Annotated in this window: 12 protein-coding genes; 5 read left to right on the plus strand and 7 right to left on the minus strand. The window is 69.4% G+C overall.

The genetic code is table 11. The annotated features are described in order from the left end of the window. Positions 1 to 34: 34 nt before the first annotated feature. From ACQEV2_RS32235 to modA, 3 genes are read right to left on the minus strand one after another with little or no spacing between them, the layout of a single operon-like run. Positions 35 to 1,174 carry an ABC transporter ATP-binding protein gene (locus tag ACQEV2_RS32235; protein WP_433049334.1) on the minus strand — a complete coding sequence of 380 codons (1,140 nt, stop codon included), beginning with the start codon at positions 1,172 to 1,174 and terminating at the stop codon, positions 35 to 37. Continuing rightward, positions 1,171 to 2,040, minus strand: coding sequence for an ABC transporter permease (locus ACQEV2_RS32240; RefSeq protein ID WP_433049337.1), 870 nt, complete (start codon positions 2,038 to 2,040; stop codon positions 1,171 to 1,173). The genes ACQEV2_RS32235 and ACQEV2_RS32240 overlap by 4 nt, the downstream gene beginning before the upstream one ends. Continuing rightward, a complete protein-coding gene (modA, locus tag ACQEV2_RS32245) occupies positions 2,037 to 2,879 on the minus strand; it encodes a molybdate ABC transporter substrate-binding protein (protein WP_433054928.1) in 843 nt (280 codons plus the stop codon). The genes ACQEV2_RS32240 and modA overlap by 4 nt, the downstream gene beginning before the upstream one ends. A 213-nt stretch (positions 2,880 to 3,092) precedes the next feature. Between modA and ACQEV2_RS32250 the strand changes: the two genes are divergently transcribed. Further along, entirely contained in the window at positions 3,093 to 3,785 is a 693-nt protein-coding gene (locus ACQEV2_RS32250; RefSeq protein WP_433049340.1) for a M24 family metallopeptidase, read from the plus strand. 60 nt (positions 3,786 to 3,845) lie between these two features. Here ACQEV2_RS32250 and ACQEV2_RS32255 read toward each other — a convergent pair whose 3' ends face one another. The 3 genes from ACQEV2_RS32255 to argG all read right to left on the minus strand — a co-directional run bounded on the left by ACQEV2_RS32255 (position 3,846) and on the right by argG (position 7,404). Further along, positions 3,846 to 5,375: a helix-turn-helix domain-containing protein gene (locus ACQEV2_RS32255; RefSeq protein ID WP_433049343.1), complete on the minus strand. Its 1,530-nt coding sequence runs from the start codon at positions 5,373 to 5,375 to the stop codon at positions 3,846 to 3,848. 64 nt (positions 5,376 to 5,439) lie between these two features. After that, positions 5,440 to 5,637: a DUF4236 domain-containing protein gene (locus tag ACQEV2_RS32260; RefSeq protein WP_186281836.1), complete on the minus strand. Its 198-nt coding sequence runs from the start codon at positions 5,635 to 5,637 to the stop codon at positions 5,440 to 5,442. A gap of 312 nt (positions 5,638 to 5,949) precedes the next feature. Continuing rightward, positions 5,950 to 7,404, minus strand: a complete 1,455-nt coding sequence (gene argG / locus ACQEV2_RS32265; protein ID WP_433049347.1) for an argininosuccinate synthase — start codon at positions 7,402 to 7,404, stop codon at positions 5,950 to 5,952. Between the two features lie 283 nt (positions 7,405 to 7,687). Between argG and acnA the strand changes: the two genes are divergently transcribed. Next, complete coding sequence (gene acnA, locus ACQEV2_RS32270) at positions 7,688 to 10,405, plus strand: aconitate hydratase AcnA (RefSeq protein ID WP_433049350.1); 2,718 nt, start codon at positions 7,688 to 7,690, stop codon at positions 10,403 to 10,405. A gap of 140 nt (positions 10,406 to 10,545) precedes the next feature. On the opposite strand, the gene ACQEV2_RS32275 is transcribed toward acnA, so the two are convergent. Next, complete coding sequence (locus ACQEV2_RS32275) at positions 10,546 to 11,160, minus strand: Uma2 family endonuclease (protein WP_433049353.1); 615 nt, start codon at positions 11,158 to 11,160, stop codon at positions 10,546 to 10,548. A gap of 259 nt (positions 11,161 to 11,419) precedes the next feature. Between ACQEV2_RS32275 and ACQEV2_RS32280 the strand changes: the two genes are divergently transcribed. The 3 genes from ACQEV2_RS32280 (at position 11,420) to ACQEV2_RS32290 (ending at position 14,841) form a co-directional block, all read left to right on the plus strand. After that, the gene (locus ACQEV2_RS32280) at positions 11,420 to 12,508 is read left to right on the plus strand and encodes a lytic polysaccharide monooxygenase auxiliary activity family 9 protein (protein WP_433049356.1); all 1,089 of its coding nucleotides are present in this window, start codon (positions 11,420 to 11,422) and stop codon (positions 12,506 to 12,508) included. Positions 12,509 to 12,667: 159 nt separating this feature from the next. Next, positions 12,668 to 13,933: a glycosyltransferase family 4 protein gene (locus tag ACQEV2_RS32285; RefSeq protein ID WP_433049359.1), complete on the plus strand. Its 1,266-nt coding sequence runs from the start codon at positions 12,668 to 12,670 to the stop codon at positions 13,931 to 13,933. Further along, entirely contained in the window at positions 13,930 to 14,841 is a 912-nt protein-coding gene (locus ACQEV2_RS32290; RefSeq protein ID WP_433049362.1) for a transferase, read from the plus strand. The genes ACQEV2_RS32285 and ACQEV2_RS32290 overlap by 4 nt, the downstream gene beginning before the upstream one ends. Positions 14,842 to 14,843 lie beyond the last annotated feature (2 nt).

Genomic DNA, 14,843 nt, shown 5'->3' on the forward strand with positions numbered 1-14,843 from the left:
CTGCTACGCCCCGCAGGTTCGGTCCCGCCCCGCGTCAGGCCGGATACGCGTGCGTCTGTGCCGCCTTCACCGCCGCCCAGACGACAGCGCCGGGATGGAGTCCGAGCTCGGCGGCGGCGACGGTGGTGAGGTCGGCGGTGAGCGGGAACTCGCCGGTGAGGGCCGCGCGGATCTGGTCGCCGTGGGATTCCAGGCCGGCCACCTCGCAGCGCCAGAGGTTGCGGGCGCTGGCGCCCGTCGGGCGGTCGCGGTACAGGGTCACCGCGGACGGGGGGAAGGTGACGAAGACCGGTCCGGTGAGGTCCTCGGTGGTGGTGATCGCGGGGCCCGTGTCGAGTCGTACGGTGTGCCCTTCGGCCTCGCCCTTGTAGAGGTTCAGGCCGACGAGATGGGCGATGTAGTCCGTCCGCGGGTGGCGGGCGATGTGGGCCGGTGTGCCCTCCTGCACCACATGGCCGTCCTCGATGACGACCAGGCGGTCGGCCAGCACCATGGCGTCCAGCGGGTCGTGCGTGACGAGCACCGCCACCGCCTCGAAGTCGGCGAGATGACGCCGGAGTTGGGCACGGACGTCGAGGCGGGTGCGCGCGTCCAGCGCGGCCAGGGGCTCGTCGAGGAGCAGCAGCCGCGGTTGGGTGGCCAGGGCGCGGGCGAGGGCGACGCGCTGGGCCTGGCCGCCGGAGAGGCGGCGGGGCTTGGCGTCGGCGTGTTCGGCGATGTCCATCCGCCGCAGCCACTCGGCTGCCTGCGCCCGCGCCTGCGCCTTGCCGGCCCCGTGGCAGCGGGGGCCGAAGGCGACGTTGTCGAGGGCGGTGAGGTGGGGGAAGAGCAGATAGTCCTGGAAGACCACGCCGACCGGGCGCGACTCCGGTGGCGTACGGTCCAACTCGGCGCCGTCCAGCCGCAGATGGCCGTCCGTCAGCGGGACGAGCCCGGCCAGCGCGCGCAGGGCCGTGGTCTTGCCGGCACCGTTGGGGCCGAGCAGCGCGACGACGTCACCGGGGGCGGCCTTCAGCTCCACGTCGAGGCGGAAACGTCCCCGGTCGACCACGAGACGGGCATCCAACCCCTCGCCGGCGGAGCGGGAGGCGGCGTCGGCCCAGGCGCCGGCGTCGGCGTCGGTATCGGCCTCGGCGTCGTGCAGGCTCTTGTCGATCTTGCCCATATCGGTCATGACGCGGTCATCCAGCGGTCGCGCAGCCCGGCGAGGACCGCGATCGAGACGGCCAGCAGGACGAGGCTGAGGGCGATGGCCGCCTCCGGGTCGCTCTGCAGGGCGAGGTAGACGGAGAGGGGCATGGTCTGTGTACGGCCGGGGAAGTTGCCCGCGAAGGTGATCGTCGCGCCGAACTCGCCGAGCGCCCGTGCCCAGGCGAGGACCGCGCCCGCCGCGACGCCCGGCGCGATCAGCGGCAGCGTGACCCGGCGGAACGCGGTGAAGCGGGAGGCGCCCAGCGTCGTCGCGGCCTCCTCGTACCGCGGGTCGGCGGCCCGCAGGGTGCCCTCGACGCTGATGACGAGGAACGGCATGGCGACGAACGCCTCCGCGACCACGACCCCTGCGGTGGTGAACGGCAGGGTGACCCCGAACCACGCGTCCAGCCACTTCCCGACGACCCCGTTGCGGCCGAGCGCCATCAGCAGCGCCACGCCCCCGACCACCGGAGGCAGCACGAGCGGCAGCGTGACCAGGGCCCGGACGAGCCCGCGTCCGGGGAACTCGACGCGGGCCAGCAGCCAGGCCAGGGGCACGCCGATCACCAGGCTCACCGCGGTGGCCGCCGTCGCGCACAACAGGGACAGCCGCAGGGCCTGCCACACCTCGGGGCTGGTCAGCTGGTCCGGCAGGCTGTGCCAGGGGGTGCGGACGAGCAGGGCGATCAGCGGCACGATCAGGAACGCCAGGCCCACGAGTGCGGGCAGGAGCAGCGGCACGGGAACGGGGCTGCGCCGACGCGACAGGGCCGCCCGGCCGCGCCGGCGCCGCGGCCCGCCCGTCAGGGTGTCGGCCACGGCACCGGACTTGTCGAGCGGGGTCACGGCTTGAGGAACCCGGCCTCGGTCAGGACCTGCTGGCCCTCGGCGGACCGCACCAGCGCGATGAACGCCTGGGCGGCCTCCGCGTTGGCCGCGTCCTTGAGCAGGGTGATCGGGTAGTCGTTGACGGCGTCGGCGGACTCGGGGAACTCCACGCCCTCCACCTTGTCACCCGCGGCCCGCACATCGGTCTGGTAGACGACCGCGGCGTCCGCCTCCTTCAGCTCGACCTTGGTCAGGGCGGCCTTGACGTCCTGCTCGTACGAGACCGGCGTGAGCTTCAGCTTGCCGGCATCGAGGGCCTTCTGGGCGGCGGCGCCGCACGGCACCTCCTTGTCGCACAGGACGACCTTCAGGCCGGACTCGGTGAGGTCCTTCAGGGAGGAGATCTTGTCCGGGTTGCCCGGCAGGGTGGCGATCTCCAGCCGGTTGCGGACGAAGGTGGCGGGCGTGCCGGAGGCGTCCCCGGCGTCGGTGACGATCTTCATCGTCTTGGGGCTGGCGGAGGCGAACACGTCCGCCGGGGCCCCGCCGGTGATGCTCGCGGCCAGCGAGTCGCTGCCGCCGAAGCTGAAGGTCACCTTCGTGCCCGGATGCTCCTGCTCGAACTGCTTGCCCAGCTTCTCGAAGCTCTCCTTCAGCGAGGCGGCGGCGAAGACGGTGACCGTGCCGGACAGCTTCGGGGACGCGGACGCCGATGCGGAGGAGCCGGATGCGGCGGGCGAGGAGTCGTCGGAGGAGGAGCAGGCGCTCAGGGCCAGCAGCGCGGCGGCGCTCGCGCCGGTCACCTGGAGCATGCGGCGGGGGCGGCGGATGCGGCGGGTCCGGCTGGTCCAGCGCATGGAACGGATCGTCACGGATCTACTCCCTCTCATGGACGCACACGCTCATGGACGCATACGCCGAGCATACTGCCGCATATGCAAGGTCAGAGTCCCTTGTCGCTTCGCATGAGCCCGCCTATGAGCTGTGAAGGCTGGTATATGCGTTCCTACAGAAGGCCCCGTCCATATTTCGGTTGCCGTGAAACGATCTAGCGACCTACCTTCGGGCCCATGGCGGACGACGAACCCACGCGCGCGGCACGGCTGTTGGATGCCCAGGCGAAGGCCGAGCGGCTCTTCGCGGAGATCGAGGAGCGCGGGCTCGTCGCGCCGGGGGAGGGGGAGCGGGCGGTCAGCGACCGGGTCCGGGACCTGGCGAACGAGCTGTTCGGCACCACCCGGCACTGGCACAAGCGGATCGTGCGCTCGGGGCCGAACACGCTGATGCCGTACCGGGAGAACCCGCCGGACCGGGTGATCGGCGCGGACGACATCGTGTTCGCCGACTTCGGGCCGATCTTCGAGGAGTACGAGGCCGACTTCGGCCGGACCTTCGTCCTCGGCGGCGACCCGGTCAAGCACCGGCTGCGGGACGACCTGCCGAAGATCTTCGACGCCGGCAGGCGGTTCTTCGAGAGCGACCCCGACATCACCGGCAAGCGGCTCTATGCCGAGGCCGAGCGGCTGGCCGCCGACGCCGGGTGGGAGCTCGGCGGCTGGCACGCCGGGCACCTGGTGGGTGAGTTCCCGCACGAGTGGATCGACGGCGCCGACGTCGAGTCGTACATCGCGCCCGCCAACGACACCCCGCTGCGGCGCACCGACAAGGCCGGGCGCCGCTGCCACTGGATCCTGGAGATCCATCTCGTCGACCGGGAGCGGCAGTTCGGCGGCTTCTACGAGGAACTGCTCACTCTCGGCTGAACCGTCACCCGGCGTCGTGAGAGCCGGACCGGTGTGGCTGTCGTCGTGCGGTGCGGGGAGTCAGATGTCCCGGAAGATCTCGATCTGCGCCCCGACGGAGTTCAGGCGCTCGGCGAGGTCCTCGTAACCGCGGTTGATGACGTACACGTTCCGCAGTACGGACGTGCCCTCCGCCGCCATCATCGCCAGCAGGACGACCACGGCGGGCCGCAGCGCGGGCGGGCACATCATCTCGGCGGCGCGCCAGCGGGTCGGGCCCTCGACCAGCACCCGGTGGGGGTCCAGCAACTGGAGCCTTCCGCCGAGGCGGTTGAGGTCCGTCAGATAGATCGCGCGGTTGTCGTAGACCCAGTCGTGGATCAGTGTCTTGCCGGACGCGACGGCCGCGATGGCCGCGAAGAACGGGACGTTGTCGATGTTCAGGCCCGGGAACGGCATCGGGTGGATCTTGTCGATCGGCGCCTCCAGCTTGGAGGGCCGGACGGTGAGGTCGACGAGTCGCGTACGGCCGTTGTCCGCGAAGTACTCGGGCGTACGGTCGTGGTCGAGGCCCATCTCCTCCAGGACCGCCAGCTCGATCTCCAGGAACTCGATCGGTACCCGACACACCGTCAGCTCCGACTCGGTGACGACGGCTGCGGCCAGCAGGCTCATCGCCTCCACCGGGTCCTCGGACGGCGAGTAGTCGACGTCGACGTCGATGGTCGGCACGCCGTGCACGGTGAGGGTGGTGGTGCCGATGCCCTCGACCCGGACGCCGAGCGCCTCCAGGAAGAAACACAGGTCCTGGACCATGTAGTTGGAGGAGGCGTTGCGGATGACCGTGACGCCGTCGTGCCGAGCGGCGGCCAGCAGCGCGTTCTCGGTCACCGTGTCGCCGCGCTCGGTCAGCACGATCGGACGGTCGACGCGGACGGACCGGTCGACCGTGGCGTGGTACTGGCCCTCGGTCGCCGCGACGTCAAGACCGAACCGGCGCAGCGCGATCATGTGCGGCTCGATGGTCCGCGTACCGAGGTCGCAGCCGCCGGCGTACGGCAGCTTGAAGCGGTCCATACGGTGCAGCAGCGGGCCGAGGAACATGATGATGGACCGCGTGCGTACGGCCGCCTCGGCGTCGATCGCCGCCATGTTCAGCTCGGCCGGCGGCACGATCTCCAGGTCGGTGCCGTCGTTGATCCAACGTGTGCGTACGCCGATGGAGTTGAGCACCTCGAGAAGGCGGTAGACCTCCTCGATGCGGGCGACCCGGCGCAGCACCGTGCGCCCCTTGTTGAGCAGCGAGGCGCACAGCAGGGCCACGCAGGCGTTCTTGCTGGTCTTGACGTCGATGGACCCGGACAGCCGACGTCCGCCGACGACCCTCAGATGCATCGGACCGGCGTATCCCAGGGACACGATTTCGCTGTCCAGGGCCTCACCGATTCGGGCGATCATCTCAAGGCTGATGTTCTGGTTGCCGCGCTCGATGCGATTCACGGCGCTCTGAGAGGTACCGAGCGCCTCGGCGAGCTGCGTCTGCGTCCAGCCGCGGTGTTGCCGGGCATCACGGATGAGCTTGCCGATGCGTACGAGGTAGTCGTCTGCCATGAGGTTGAGGTTATCTCAGATATGAGATGACACACCCCTGGGGGTCCATTCGGGTGACGTCCCGTCAACGTCGCCTGGCGGTACGGGTACGACGCCACCCGAAAGGTCCGGGCAAATCCACCGATGTCGTACGACGTCCGGTACTGCTGTGGGTGCGTCGGGGCCCATGCCGGCCGCCGGTGGTGAGGGACCAGGAGCGCCGGTTGATGTTCAGCCGAACTCCCGGCAGGATCCGAAAACTCTTACGAAACGTGAGGGGCATGAACGCCTCCCTCCGAGGTTGCGGTACGTCCCCTTCGGTTACCCCGACTTGACCGATTGATGGCACCTCGTCACGCGAAGGCCGCGGAGACGGCGTCGGCGACGAGCCGCCATTGGCAAGCACTGGGTGACCGCGGGTGCGAGGACCGTCTGCGGGGCGACCGGCACGCCGCCGGCACAGACCGGCAGTTGCGCCGTGTCGAAGATCGTCGTGTGAGCCGACGGGCAGGCGGGCCAGGACATGAAAGGGCCGGCTCGGCGTCCATGACGCGTCGAGCCGGCCCTTTCCGGTGGTCCGTCCCCTCCCGGTCGATCAGTCCGTGCCGGACTCCATGGCGGCGCGGTCCAGGAGGGCGTCCTCCTCGGAGACCTCGCCGCGGGAGGCGATGGCCTCGGCGCCGCCCTCGGGGAGTTCCGGCATGGTGCCGATCAGGCCGGTGGCGGCGGCCTGGGAGGCGCCGATGGTGGGGCTGCCGGTGCCGATCAGGCCGAGGCCCGCGTACTGCTCCAGCTTGGCGCGGGAGTCGGCGATGTCGAGGTTGCGCATGGTGAGCTGGCCGATCCGGTCCACCGGGCCGAAGGCCGAGTCCTCGGTGCGCTCCATGGACAGCTTGTCCGGGTGGTACGAGAACGCCGGGCCCGTCGTGTCGAGGATCGAGTAGTCCTCGCCGCGCCGCAGGCGGAGGGTGACCTCGCCGGTGATCGCCGCGCCGACCCAGCGCTGCAGCGACTCACGGATCATCAGCGCCTGCGGGTCCAGCCAGCGGCCCTCGTACATGAGCCGGCCGAGGCGCCGGCCCTCGTTGTGGTACTGGGCGAGGGTGTCCTCGTTGTGGATGGCGTTCACGAGGCGCTCATAGGCCGTGTGCAGCAGGGCCATGCCCGGGGCTTCGTAGATGCCGCGGCTCTTGGCCTCGATGATCCGGTTCTCGATCTGGTCGGACATGCCCAGGCCGTGGCGGCCGCCGATGGCGTTCGCCTCCATCACCAGGTCGACGGCGGAGGCGAACTCCTTGCCGTTGATCGTCACCGGGCGGCCCTGCTCGAAGCCGATCGTCACGTCCTCGGTGGCGATCTCGACGGACGGGTCCCAGAACCGGACGCCCATGATCGGCTCGACGGTCTCGATGCCGGTGTCCAGGTGCTCCAGGGTCTTGGCCTCGTGGGTGGCGCCCCAGATGTTGGCGTCGGTGGAGTACGCCTTCTCCGTGGAGTCCCGGTACGGCAGGTCGTGGGCGACCAGCCACTCCGACATTTCCTTGCGGCCGCCGAGCTCGGTCACGAACTTCGCGTCCAGCCACGGCTTGTAGATCCGCAGGTTCGGGTTGGCGAGCAGGCCGTAGCGGTAGAACCGCTCGATGTCGTTGCCCTTGAAGGTCGAGCCGTCGCCCCAGATCTGCACGTCGTCCTCGAGCATCGCCCGCACCAGGAGCGTGCCGGTGACGGCGCGGCCGAGCGGCGTGGTGTTGAAGTAGGCACGCCCGCCCGAACGGATGTGGAACGCGCCGCACGTCAGCGCGGCCAGCCCCTCCTCGACCAGCGCCGCCCGGCAGTCGACCAGGCGCGCGACCTCGGCGCCGTAGGTCTTGGCGCGGCCGGGCACCGAGGCGATGTCGGGTTCGTCGTACTGGCCGATGTCAGCGGTGTAGGTGCACGGGACGGCGCCCTTGTCGCGCATCCAGGCGACCGCGACCGAGGTGTCGAGACCGCCGGAGAAGGCGATGCCGACGCGCTCGCCGGTGGGCAGGGAGGTGAGGACCTTGGACATAGGAAGAGTATGCATGATGACGCATGATCATGCAAAGGGCTCATGGCTTCGCGCGGCGGCATGGACCGAATGGGATGCGAGAAGGAGGCCGGGCATGACCATCCCGGCCCCATGTACTAGAGTTATCTCGACATCGAGATATCTGCCGAGGCGCACCGCAGTCGCACGCTTCCGCTGGGTCTGGCAGTAAGGCATACCTAACTTAGCCTCACCTTAGCGGATCGGCCAAGCCGGCGTGGCGGCAGGATGCGGTGGTAAGCGCACCAAAATGAAGGAGACTGTCGTGTCGGCGAACAGCTTCGACGCCCGCAGCACGCTGCAGGTGGGCGACGAGTCTTACGAGATCTTCCGGCTGGACAAGGTGGAGGGCTCGGCCCGCCTTCCGTACAGCCTCAAGGTTCTCCTCGAGAACCTGCTCCGTACCGAGGACGGCGCGAACATCACCGCCGACCACATCCGCGCCCTCGGCAACTGGGACTCCCAGGCCCAGCCGTCGCAGGAGATCCAGTTCACGCCGGCCCGCGTGATCATGCAGGACTTCACCGGCGTGCCCTGTGTGGTCGACCTCGCCACCATGCGTGAGGCCGTCAAGGAGCTCGGCGGCGACCCGGCGAAGGTCAACCCGCTCTCCCCGGCCGAGCTGGTCATCGACCACTCCGTCATCGCGGACAAGTTCGGCACGAACGAGGCCTTCGCGCAGAACGTCGAGCTGGAGTACGGCCGCAACAAGGAGCGCTACCAGTTCCTGCGCTGGGGCCAGACCGCCTTCGACGACTTCAAGGTCGTCCCGCCGGGCACCGGCATCGTCCACCAGGTGAACATCGAGCACCTGGCCCGCACGGTCATGGTCCGCAACGGCCAGGCCTACCCCGACACCCTCGTCGGCACCGACTCGCACACCACCATGGTCAACGGCCTCGGTGTGCTGGGCTGGGGCGTCGGCGGCATCGAGGCCGAGGCCGCGATGCTCGGCCAGCCGGTCTCCATGCTCATCCCGCGCGTCGTCGGCTTCAAGCTGACCGGTGAGCTGCCCACTGGCACCACCGCCACCGACCTCGTGCTGACCATCACCGAGATGCTCCGCAAGCACGGCGTCGTCGGCAAGTTCGTCGAGTTCTACGGCGAGGGCGTGGCGGCCACGAGCCTCGCCAACCGCGCCACCATCGGCAACATGTCGCCGGAGTTCGGCTCCACCGCCGCGATCTTCCCGATCGACGACGAGACCATCAAGTACCTCAAGCTGACCGGCCGCTCCGAGCAGCAGCTCGCGCTCGTCGAGGCGTACGCCAAGGAGCAGGGTCTCTGGCTGGACCCGAAGGCCGAGCCGGACTTCTCCGAGAAGCTCGAGCTGGACCTGTCCACGGTCGTCCCGTCCATCGCCGGCCCGAAGCGCCCGCAGGACCGCATCGTCCTCGCCAACGCCGCCGAGCAGTTCAAGCAGGACGTGCGCAACTACGTCGACGACGTCGACGAGGCGGGCAAGGAGTCCTTCCCGGCCTCCGACGCTCCGGCCGTCCACCCCAACGGCGCCCCGTCCAACCCGGTCACCGTCACCGCCCCCGACGGCTCGACGTACGAGATCGACCACGGTGCGGTGACGGTCGCGGCCATCACCTCCTGCACCAACACCTCCAACCCGTACGTCATGGTCGCCGCCGCGCTGGTGGCCAAGAAGGCGGTGGAGAAGGGCCTGACCCGCAAGCCGTGGGTCAAGACCACCCTCGCCCCGGGTTCCAAGGTCGTCACCGACTACTTCGACAAGGCGGGCCTGACCCCGTACCTCGACAAGGTCGGCTTCAACCTCGTCGGTTACGGCTGCACCACCTGCATCGGCAACTCCGGCCCGCTGCCGGAGGAGGTCTCCAAGGCCGTCAACGACCACGACCTCGCGGTCACCTCGGTCCTCTCCGGCAACCGGAACTTCGAGGGCCGTATCAACCCCGACGTCAAGATGAACTACCTGGCGTCCCCGCCGCTGGTCGTCGCGTACGCCATCGCGGGCTCCATGAAGGTGGACATCACCAAGGACGCCCTGGGCACCGACCAGGACGGCAACCCGGTCTACCTGAAGGACATCTGGCCCTCCGAGGCCGAGGTCAACGACGTCGTCGCCAACGCCATCGGCGAGGACATGTTCTCCAAGTCCTACTCCGACGTCTTCGCGGGCGACGCCCAGTGGCAGGCGCTGCCGATCCCGACCGGCAACACCTTCGAGTGGGACCCGCAGTCGACCTACGTCCGCAAGCCCCCGTACTTCGAGGGCATGACGATGGAGACCACCCCGGTCTCCGACATCACGGGCGCCCGCGTCCTCGCCAAGCTGGGCGACTCGGTCACCACCGACCACATCTCCCCGGCCGGTGCCATCAAGGCCGACACCCCGGCCGGCAAGTACCTCACGGAGCACGGCGTCGAGCGCCGCGACTTCAACAGCTACGGCTCCCGCCGTGGTAACCACGAGGTCATGATCCGCGGTACGTTCGCCAACATCCGCCTGCGCAACCAGATCGCGCCGGGCACCGAGGGCGGCTACACGCGTGACTTCACGCAGGAGGGCGGCCCGGTCGCCTTCATCTACGACGCCTCGCGCAACTACATCGAGCAGGGCATCCCGCTGGTCGTCCTGGCCGGCAAGGAGTACGGCTCCGGCTCGTCCCGCGACTGGGCGGCCAAGGGCACCGCGCTGCTCGGCGTCAAGGCCGTCATCGCCGAGTCGTACGAGCGCATCCACCGCTCGAACCTCATTGGCATGGGTGTGCTGCCGCTGCAGTTCCCGGAGGGCGCCTCGGCCCAGTCCCTCGGTCTGACCGGCGAGGAGACCTTCTCCATCACCGGCGTCGAGGAGCTCAACAACGGCACCACGCCGCGCACGGTGAAGGTCACCACCGACACGGGCGTCGAGTTCGACGCGGTCGTCCGCATCGACACCCCCGGTGAGGCCGACTACTACCGCAACGGCGGCATCATGCAGTACGTGCTGCGCAGCCTGATCCGCAAGTAAGCGGTACGGCAGGGCGGTTCAGGGCCGCATCCCCGGTGACGGGGGTGCCGCCCTTCGCCGTGCCCGTGCGATGCTCCCGGACGTTGATGAGCAACTGCCGACGGGGCCTGTCGCGTGCGCCTTCGGATCGGGTGGCGGGGTCAGAATCCGACGAGTGCGTCGCGGTCGATTTCGATGGGGAAGGGCAACTCGGTGACGAGCTTGTCGTGGTGTACCGGATGCGAGGGCGCGGGGAAGTACGAGCGGGTGTCCGCGTTGAGCCAGTACTCGTGCACGGCGAGCTTCTGATCGCGGTCCAGTTCCCCGCGCCAGTGGTACGGGACCTTGTTCGCGGCGAAGAGGGCGGGTTTGCGTACGCGGTCGTCCTGGCGGGAACCGGGGGAGACGACCTCCACGACTAGGGCGAGCTTCTCCACCGGGACGCATTCAAGTTCCAGGAAGTTCAGCTTCCGGGGGTCGAAGACGATCACGTCCGGCTTGTTGATGTTCTGGTCATCGACCATGACGCACTGCTCGGTGACGACCTCGTACGGCTCGGCTCGTGCGGCCTCAAGAGCGATCAACAGCCTGTTACGCACACGGTTGTGCCAGAACTTGGTCTGTCCCCGAACCGCGATCCGTCCATCCACGAGTTCCCAGTCGAAGGGCAGCTCCAAGTGCTTGACCTGGCCGAACGTCCAGCCATCGGCCGACGGGAACATCCAGGTGTCCTCGGTGGCCCGTCCCTGCTGGGGTGTGGTCATCACTACTCCCATGGACGCGATTGTGGACGCCGTTGCGTGGCGTGATCGTACGTATGAAGGTACCGCCACCCGGAGTGGCAACGCCGCGGCGCGCTATTGACGGCCCGAGAGGCGTTTACAACCACGCCTCACAGCGCTAGCTTCCGCAACAGGCGGGGTGGGAGCGCTCCCACACGGGTGGACCGGAACCTGCCCCAGGTGGCGCCCCGCCCCGCTCATCCGCACATACGCATCCGTACGACCCGTACCTCAAGGAACGGATTCGTCTGTCATGATCCTGACAAACCCATTGACGTCACCATCCCGCCGATTAACACTCCCCACCCCCGCCAGAGCCCTCTTCCTCGTCCTGGTCTCCCTGCTCGCGACCATCCCGGCCGTCGCCCTCGTCATGGGTACCGGCGGCCGGGCGGAGGCCCACGGCACCCCCATGAAGCCGGGCAGCCGCACCTTCCTGTGCTGGCAGGACGGGCTGACCGACACCGGAGAGATCAAGCCGGTCAACCCGGCCTGCAGGGCGGCCCAACAGGTCAGCGGCACAACGCCGTTCTACAACTGGTTCTCGGTGCTGCGATCCGACGGCGCCGGCCGCACCCGCGGCTTCGTGCCGGACGGCGAGCTGTGCAGCGGCGGCAACACCAACTTCATCGGCTTCAACACCCCGAGCAAGGACTGGCCGCTCACCCACCTCACCTCGGGCGCGACGGTCGACTTCTCGTACAACGCGTGGGCCGGGCACCCCGGTTGGTTCTACGTCTACATCACCAAGGACGGTTTCGACCCCACCCGGACCCTCACCTGGGACGACATGGAGGAGCGGCCCTTCCTCAGCGTCGACCACCCGCCGCTCAACGGCTCCCCGGGCACGGTCGAGGCCAACTACTCCTGGACAGGAAAGCTTCCTGACGGCAAGTCGGGACGCCACATCCTCTACATGGTCTGGCAGCGCTCGGACAGTCAGGAAACCTTCTACTCCTGCTCCGACGTCGTCTTCGACGGCGGCAACGGCGAGGTGACCGGCGTCAAGGAGCCCGGCAACCCGACCGACCCGGTACCCGGCGAGTGCTCCGCCACCCGTCGTACGACCGGCAGTTGGTCCGGCGGCTACCAGTCCGAGGTGACCGTCACCAACACCGGCGACGTCCCGATGCTCGGCTGGATGGTCGACTGGACGCTCCCCGCCGACCAGAAGGTCGAGAGCCTGTGGAGCGGCAACGCCACCTACAACGGCCAGGCCGTGATGGTCCACAACGCCGACTGGAACGGCTCGTTGAGTCCCGGCCAGAGCGCGACCTTCGGCTACGTCGTCTCCGGCTCCGGCGGCGACAGTACGACGACCCTGCCCTGCCGGGTGGGCTGAACTGCCGACCCGCGCAAGCCCGGTGGGCGTCGAGCCGTCGCCCACCGGGTCCGCCGTCATGTCGTCATGTCGTAATTCCGTGCCCGAAGGAGTGTTTGACAGGAAAACAAACTGGTAACAGCAGGCAACCGAAGCGTAATCAGCCCGGTCTAGCCCGCTATGAAGATCTCTTTCCTGCTGCACAACGCCTACGGGATCGGAGGCACGATCACCACCACGTTCAACCTGGCCCAAGCGCTCGCCGAGCGGCACGAGGTGGAGATCGTCTCCGTGCTGCGGCACCGGGAACGCCCCAACCTCACCCTGGACCCGAAAGTCGCCCTGAGGCCACTGGTCGACCTGCGGCACGAGAAGGAACATCCTCTGCATCGAAGACCGGCGAGAGTCTTCCCCGCCGCCGAGTACCGCCACCGCCAGTACAGCGAGCTGACCGACCAGCGGATCGGTGAGTACCTGGCCGCGACCGACGCCGACGTCGTCATCGGCACCCGGCCGGGACTCAATGTGCACCTCGCGCTCCAGGCGCCGGAGCACGTCGTCCGCGTCGGGCAGGAGCACCTCTCCCTCGACAACCACCCGCCCCGGCTGCGCAGCGCGCTGCGCAGGGCCTACCGCCGACTCGACGTGCTCACCACCGTCACGGAGGGGGACGCCGCCGCGTACCGGCGCAGGATGCGGCTGCCCGGGGTCCTGGTGGAAGCACTCCCGAACAGCGTCCCCGATCCGGTGCTGCCCGCGGCGGACGGCACCGCGAAGGTGGTGGTCGCGGCGGGCCGGCTGGGCCCGGTGAAGCGGTACGACCTGCTCATCGAGGCGTTCGCCCTGGTGGCCGCCGAACGCCCCGACTGGCGCTTGCGCATCTACGGCAAGGGAGAGGAACACGCCCGGCTCCGGGAGCTCATCGACCGCCTCGGCCTGTGCGAGAACGTCTTCCTGATGGGCGCGGCCGCCCCCATGGAGGCGGAGTGGGTCAAGGGCTCCATCGGCGTGGCCGCGTCCGACTTCGAGGCGTTCGGCATGACCATCGTCGAGGCGATGCGCTGCGGCCTGCCGGTCGTCAGCACCGACTGCCCGCACGGACCCGGCGAGATCATCGAAGACGGCGTCGACGGCCGCCTGGTGCCGGTCGGGGACCGCGATGCGCTGGGCGCCGCCCTGCTGGATCTCGTCCGCGACGACGAGCGACGCCGGCGGATGGGCCGGACGGCGCTGGAGAACGCGCGACGGTTCGCCCCGGTCCCGATCGTGGAGCAGGCCGAGCGCCTGATCGACGAGGCGATGACGGTCCGCAGAACCGGGCGACGGCGCGCCCCTGAACGCGGCCGAATACGCAACGTCCTGGTCAGCCAGGGCTTCGCGGCACGCGACACCGCGCACACCGTGGCCTCCCGTGCGCTGCACACCGTACGGAGGGGACGGGGATGACGACAGAACCCGGCGCGACGCGGGACACGCACCTGCGCGCCGACTGCACGATCGACACGGACGGCCGGATCGTCTTCGCCCTTCGGCCACCGGCCGCCGTCGACTTCCGTTCGTCCCGGTTGCTGCTGCGGCTGCGCCCCAAGAAGGGCCAACCCGAGAAGGTCCGGCACGTCCTCGACCTGGAACCCGTGGACGGTGACCAGTTGCGTGCCGTCCTGGAGCCGCAGCCCGCCCTCGCCGAGGGCCGCTGGGACGTGTACCTCGTGCCCGAACCCGTAGAACCCGCCGAGCCCGCAGCAGCCGCAGAACCCGCCGAGCCCGGAGAAGCGGGAGAACCGGCAGCGCGACGGCAGCGCATCCGCCCCGGCCTGCGTGACCTGCGGGCCCTCGTCGACGGACAGTCCCGTGACTGGCCGGCGCCGGTGGCCGTGCGGGTCCCGTACGCCACCAAGGACGGCTACCTCGCGGTGCGGGCCTGGCTGCGCACCGCCCACGCGGAGGTCGAGGGCATCGAGATCACGGGCGGGTCGATGACGGTCAGGGCCCGGCTGCACGGCGCCACGCTCGCCGACGGAGCCGCCGTACGACTGCGTCTTCGGGGTGGGAAGGACGTCGTACGGACCCTGAAGCCGCAGGACGCGAGTGACGGCCGGTCGTTCTCCTTCAGCGTGGACTACGGGGAGTTGGCCGCGGACCACGGCACCGGAACCCGCGTCTGGGACCTCTCCGTCCAGCCCCGGCCCGCTGCGGAAGCCCCTCCGATCCGGATCGGCCGCCTCTTCGACGACGTGGCGGACCGCAAGGAGATCTTCGTCTATCCGGCGGCCTCGGTCGGCGATGTCGTCGTGCGTCCCTACTACACGGTCGACAACGACCTCTCCGTGGAGGTGACGGCCGGCCCGGCGTGACG

The organism is Streptomyces sp. CA-251387 (assembly GCF_050936625.1).
Lineage (GTDB): Bacteria > Actinomycetota > Actinomycetes > Streptomycetales > Streptomycetaceae > Streptomyces.

Bases quoted from the DNA above. Each gene is read 5' to 3' on its own strand.
- ACQEV2_RS32235 (WP_433049334.1), bottom strand. From the start codon at position 1,174: ATGACCGATATGGGCAAGATCGACAAGAGCCTGCACGACGCCGAGGCC.
- modA (WP_433054928.1), bottom strand. From the start codon at position 2,879: ATGCGCTGGACCAGCCGGACCCGCCGCATCCGCCGCCCCCGCCGCATG.
- ACQEV2_RS32250 (WP_433049340.1), top strand. From the start codon at position 3,093: ATGGCGGACGACGAACCCACGCGCGCGGCACGGCTGTTGGATGCCCAG.
- ACQEV2_RS32255 (WP_433049343.1), bottom strand. From the start codon at position 5,375: ATGGCAGACGACTACCTCGTACGCATCGGCAAGCTCATCCGTGATGCC.
- ACQEV2_RS32260 (WP_186281836.1), bottom strand. From the start codon at position 5,637: ATGCCCCTCACGTTTCGTAAGAGTTTTCGGATCCTGCCGGGAGTTCGG.
- argG (WP_433049347.1), bottom strand. From the start codon at position 7,404: ATGTCCAAGGTCCTCACCTCCCTGCCCACCGGCGAGCGCGTCGGCATC.
- ACQEV2_RS32275 (WP_433049353.1), bottom strand. From the start codon at position 11,160: ATGGGAGTAGTGATGACCACACCCCAGCAGGGACGGGCCACCGAGGAC.
- ACQEV2_RS32280 (WP_433049356.1), top strand. From the start codon at position 11,420: ATGATCCTGACAAACCCATTGACGTCACCATCCCGCCGATTAACACTC.
- ACQEV2_RS32285 (WP_433049359.1), top strand. From the start codon at position 12,668: ATGAAGATCTCTTTCCTGCTGCACAACGCCTACGGGATCGGAGGCACG.
- ACQEV2_RS32290 (WP_433049362.1), top strand. From the start codon at position 13,930: ATGACGACAGAACCCGGCGCGACGCGGGACACGCACCTGCGCGCCGAC.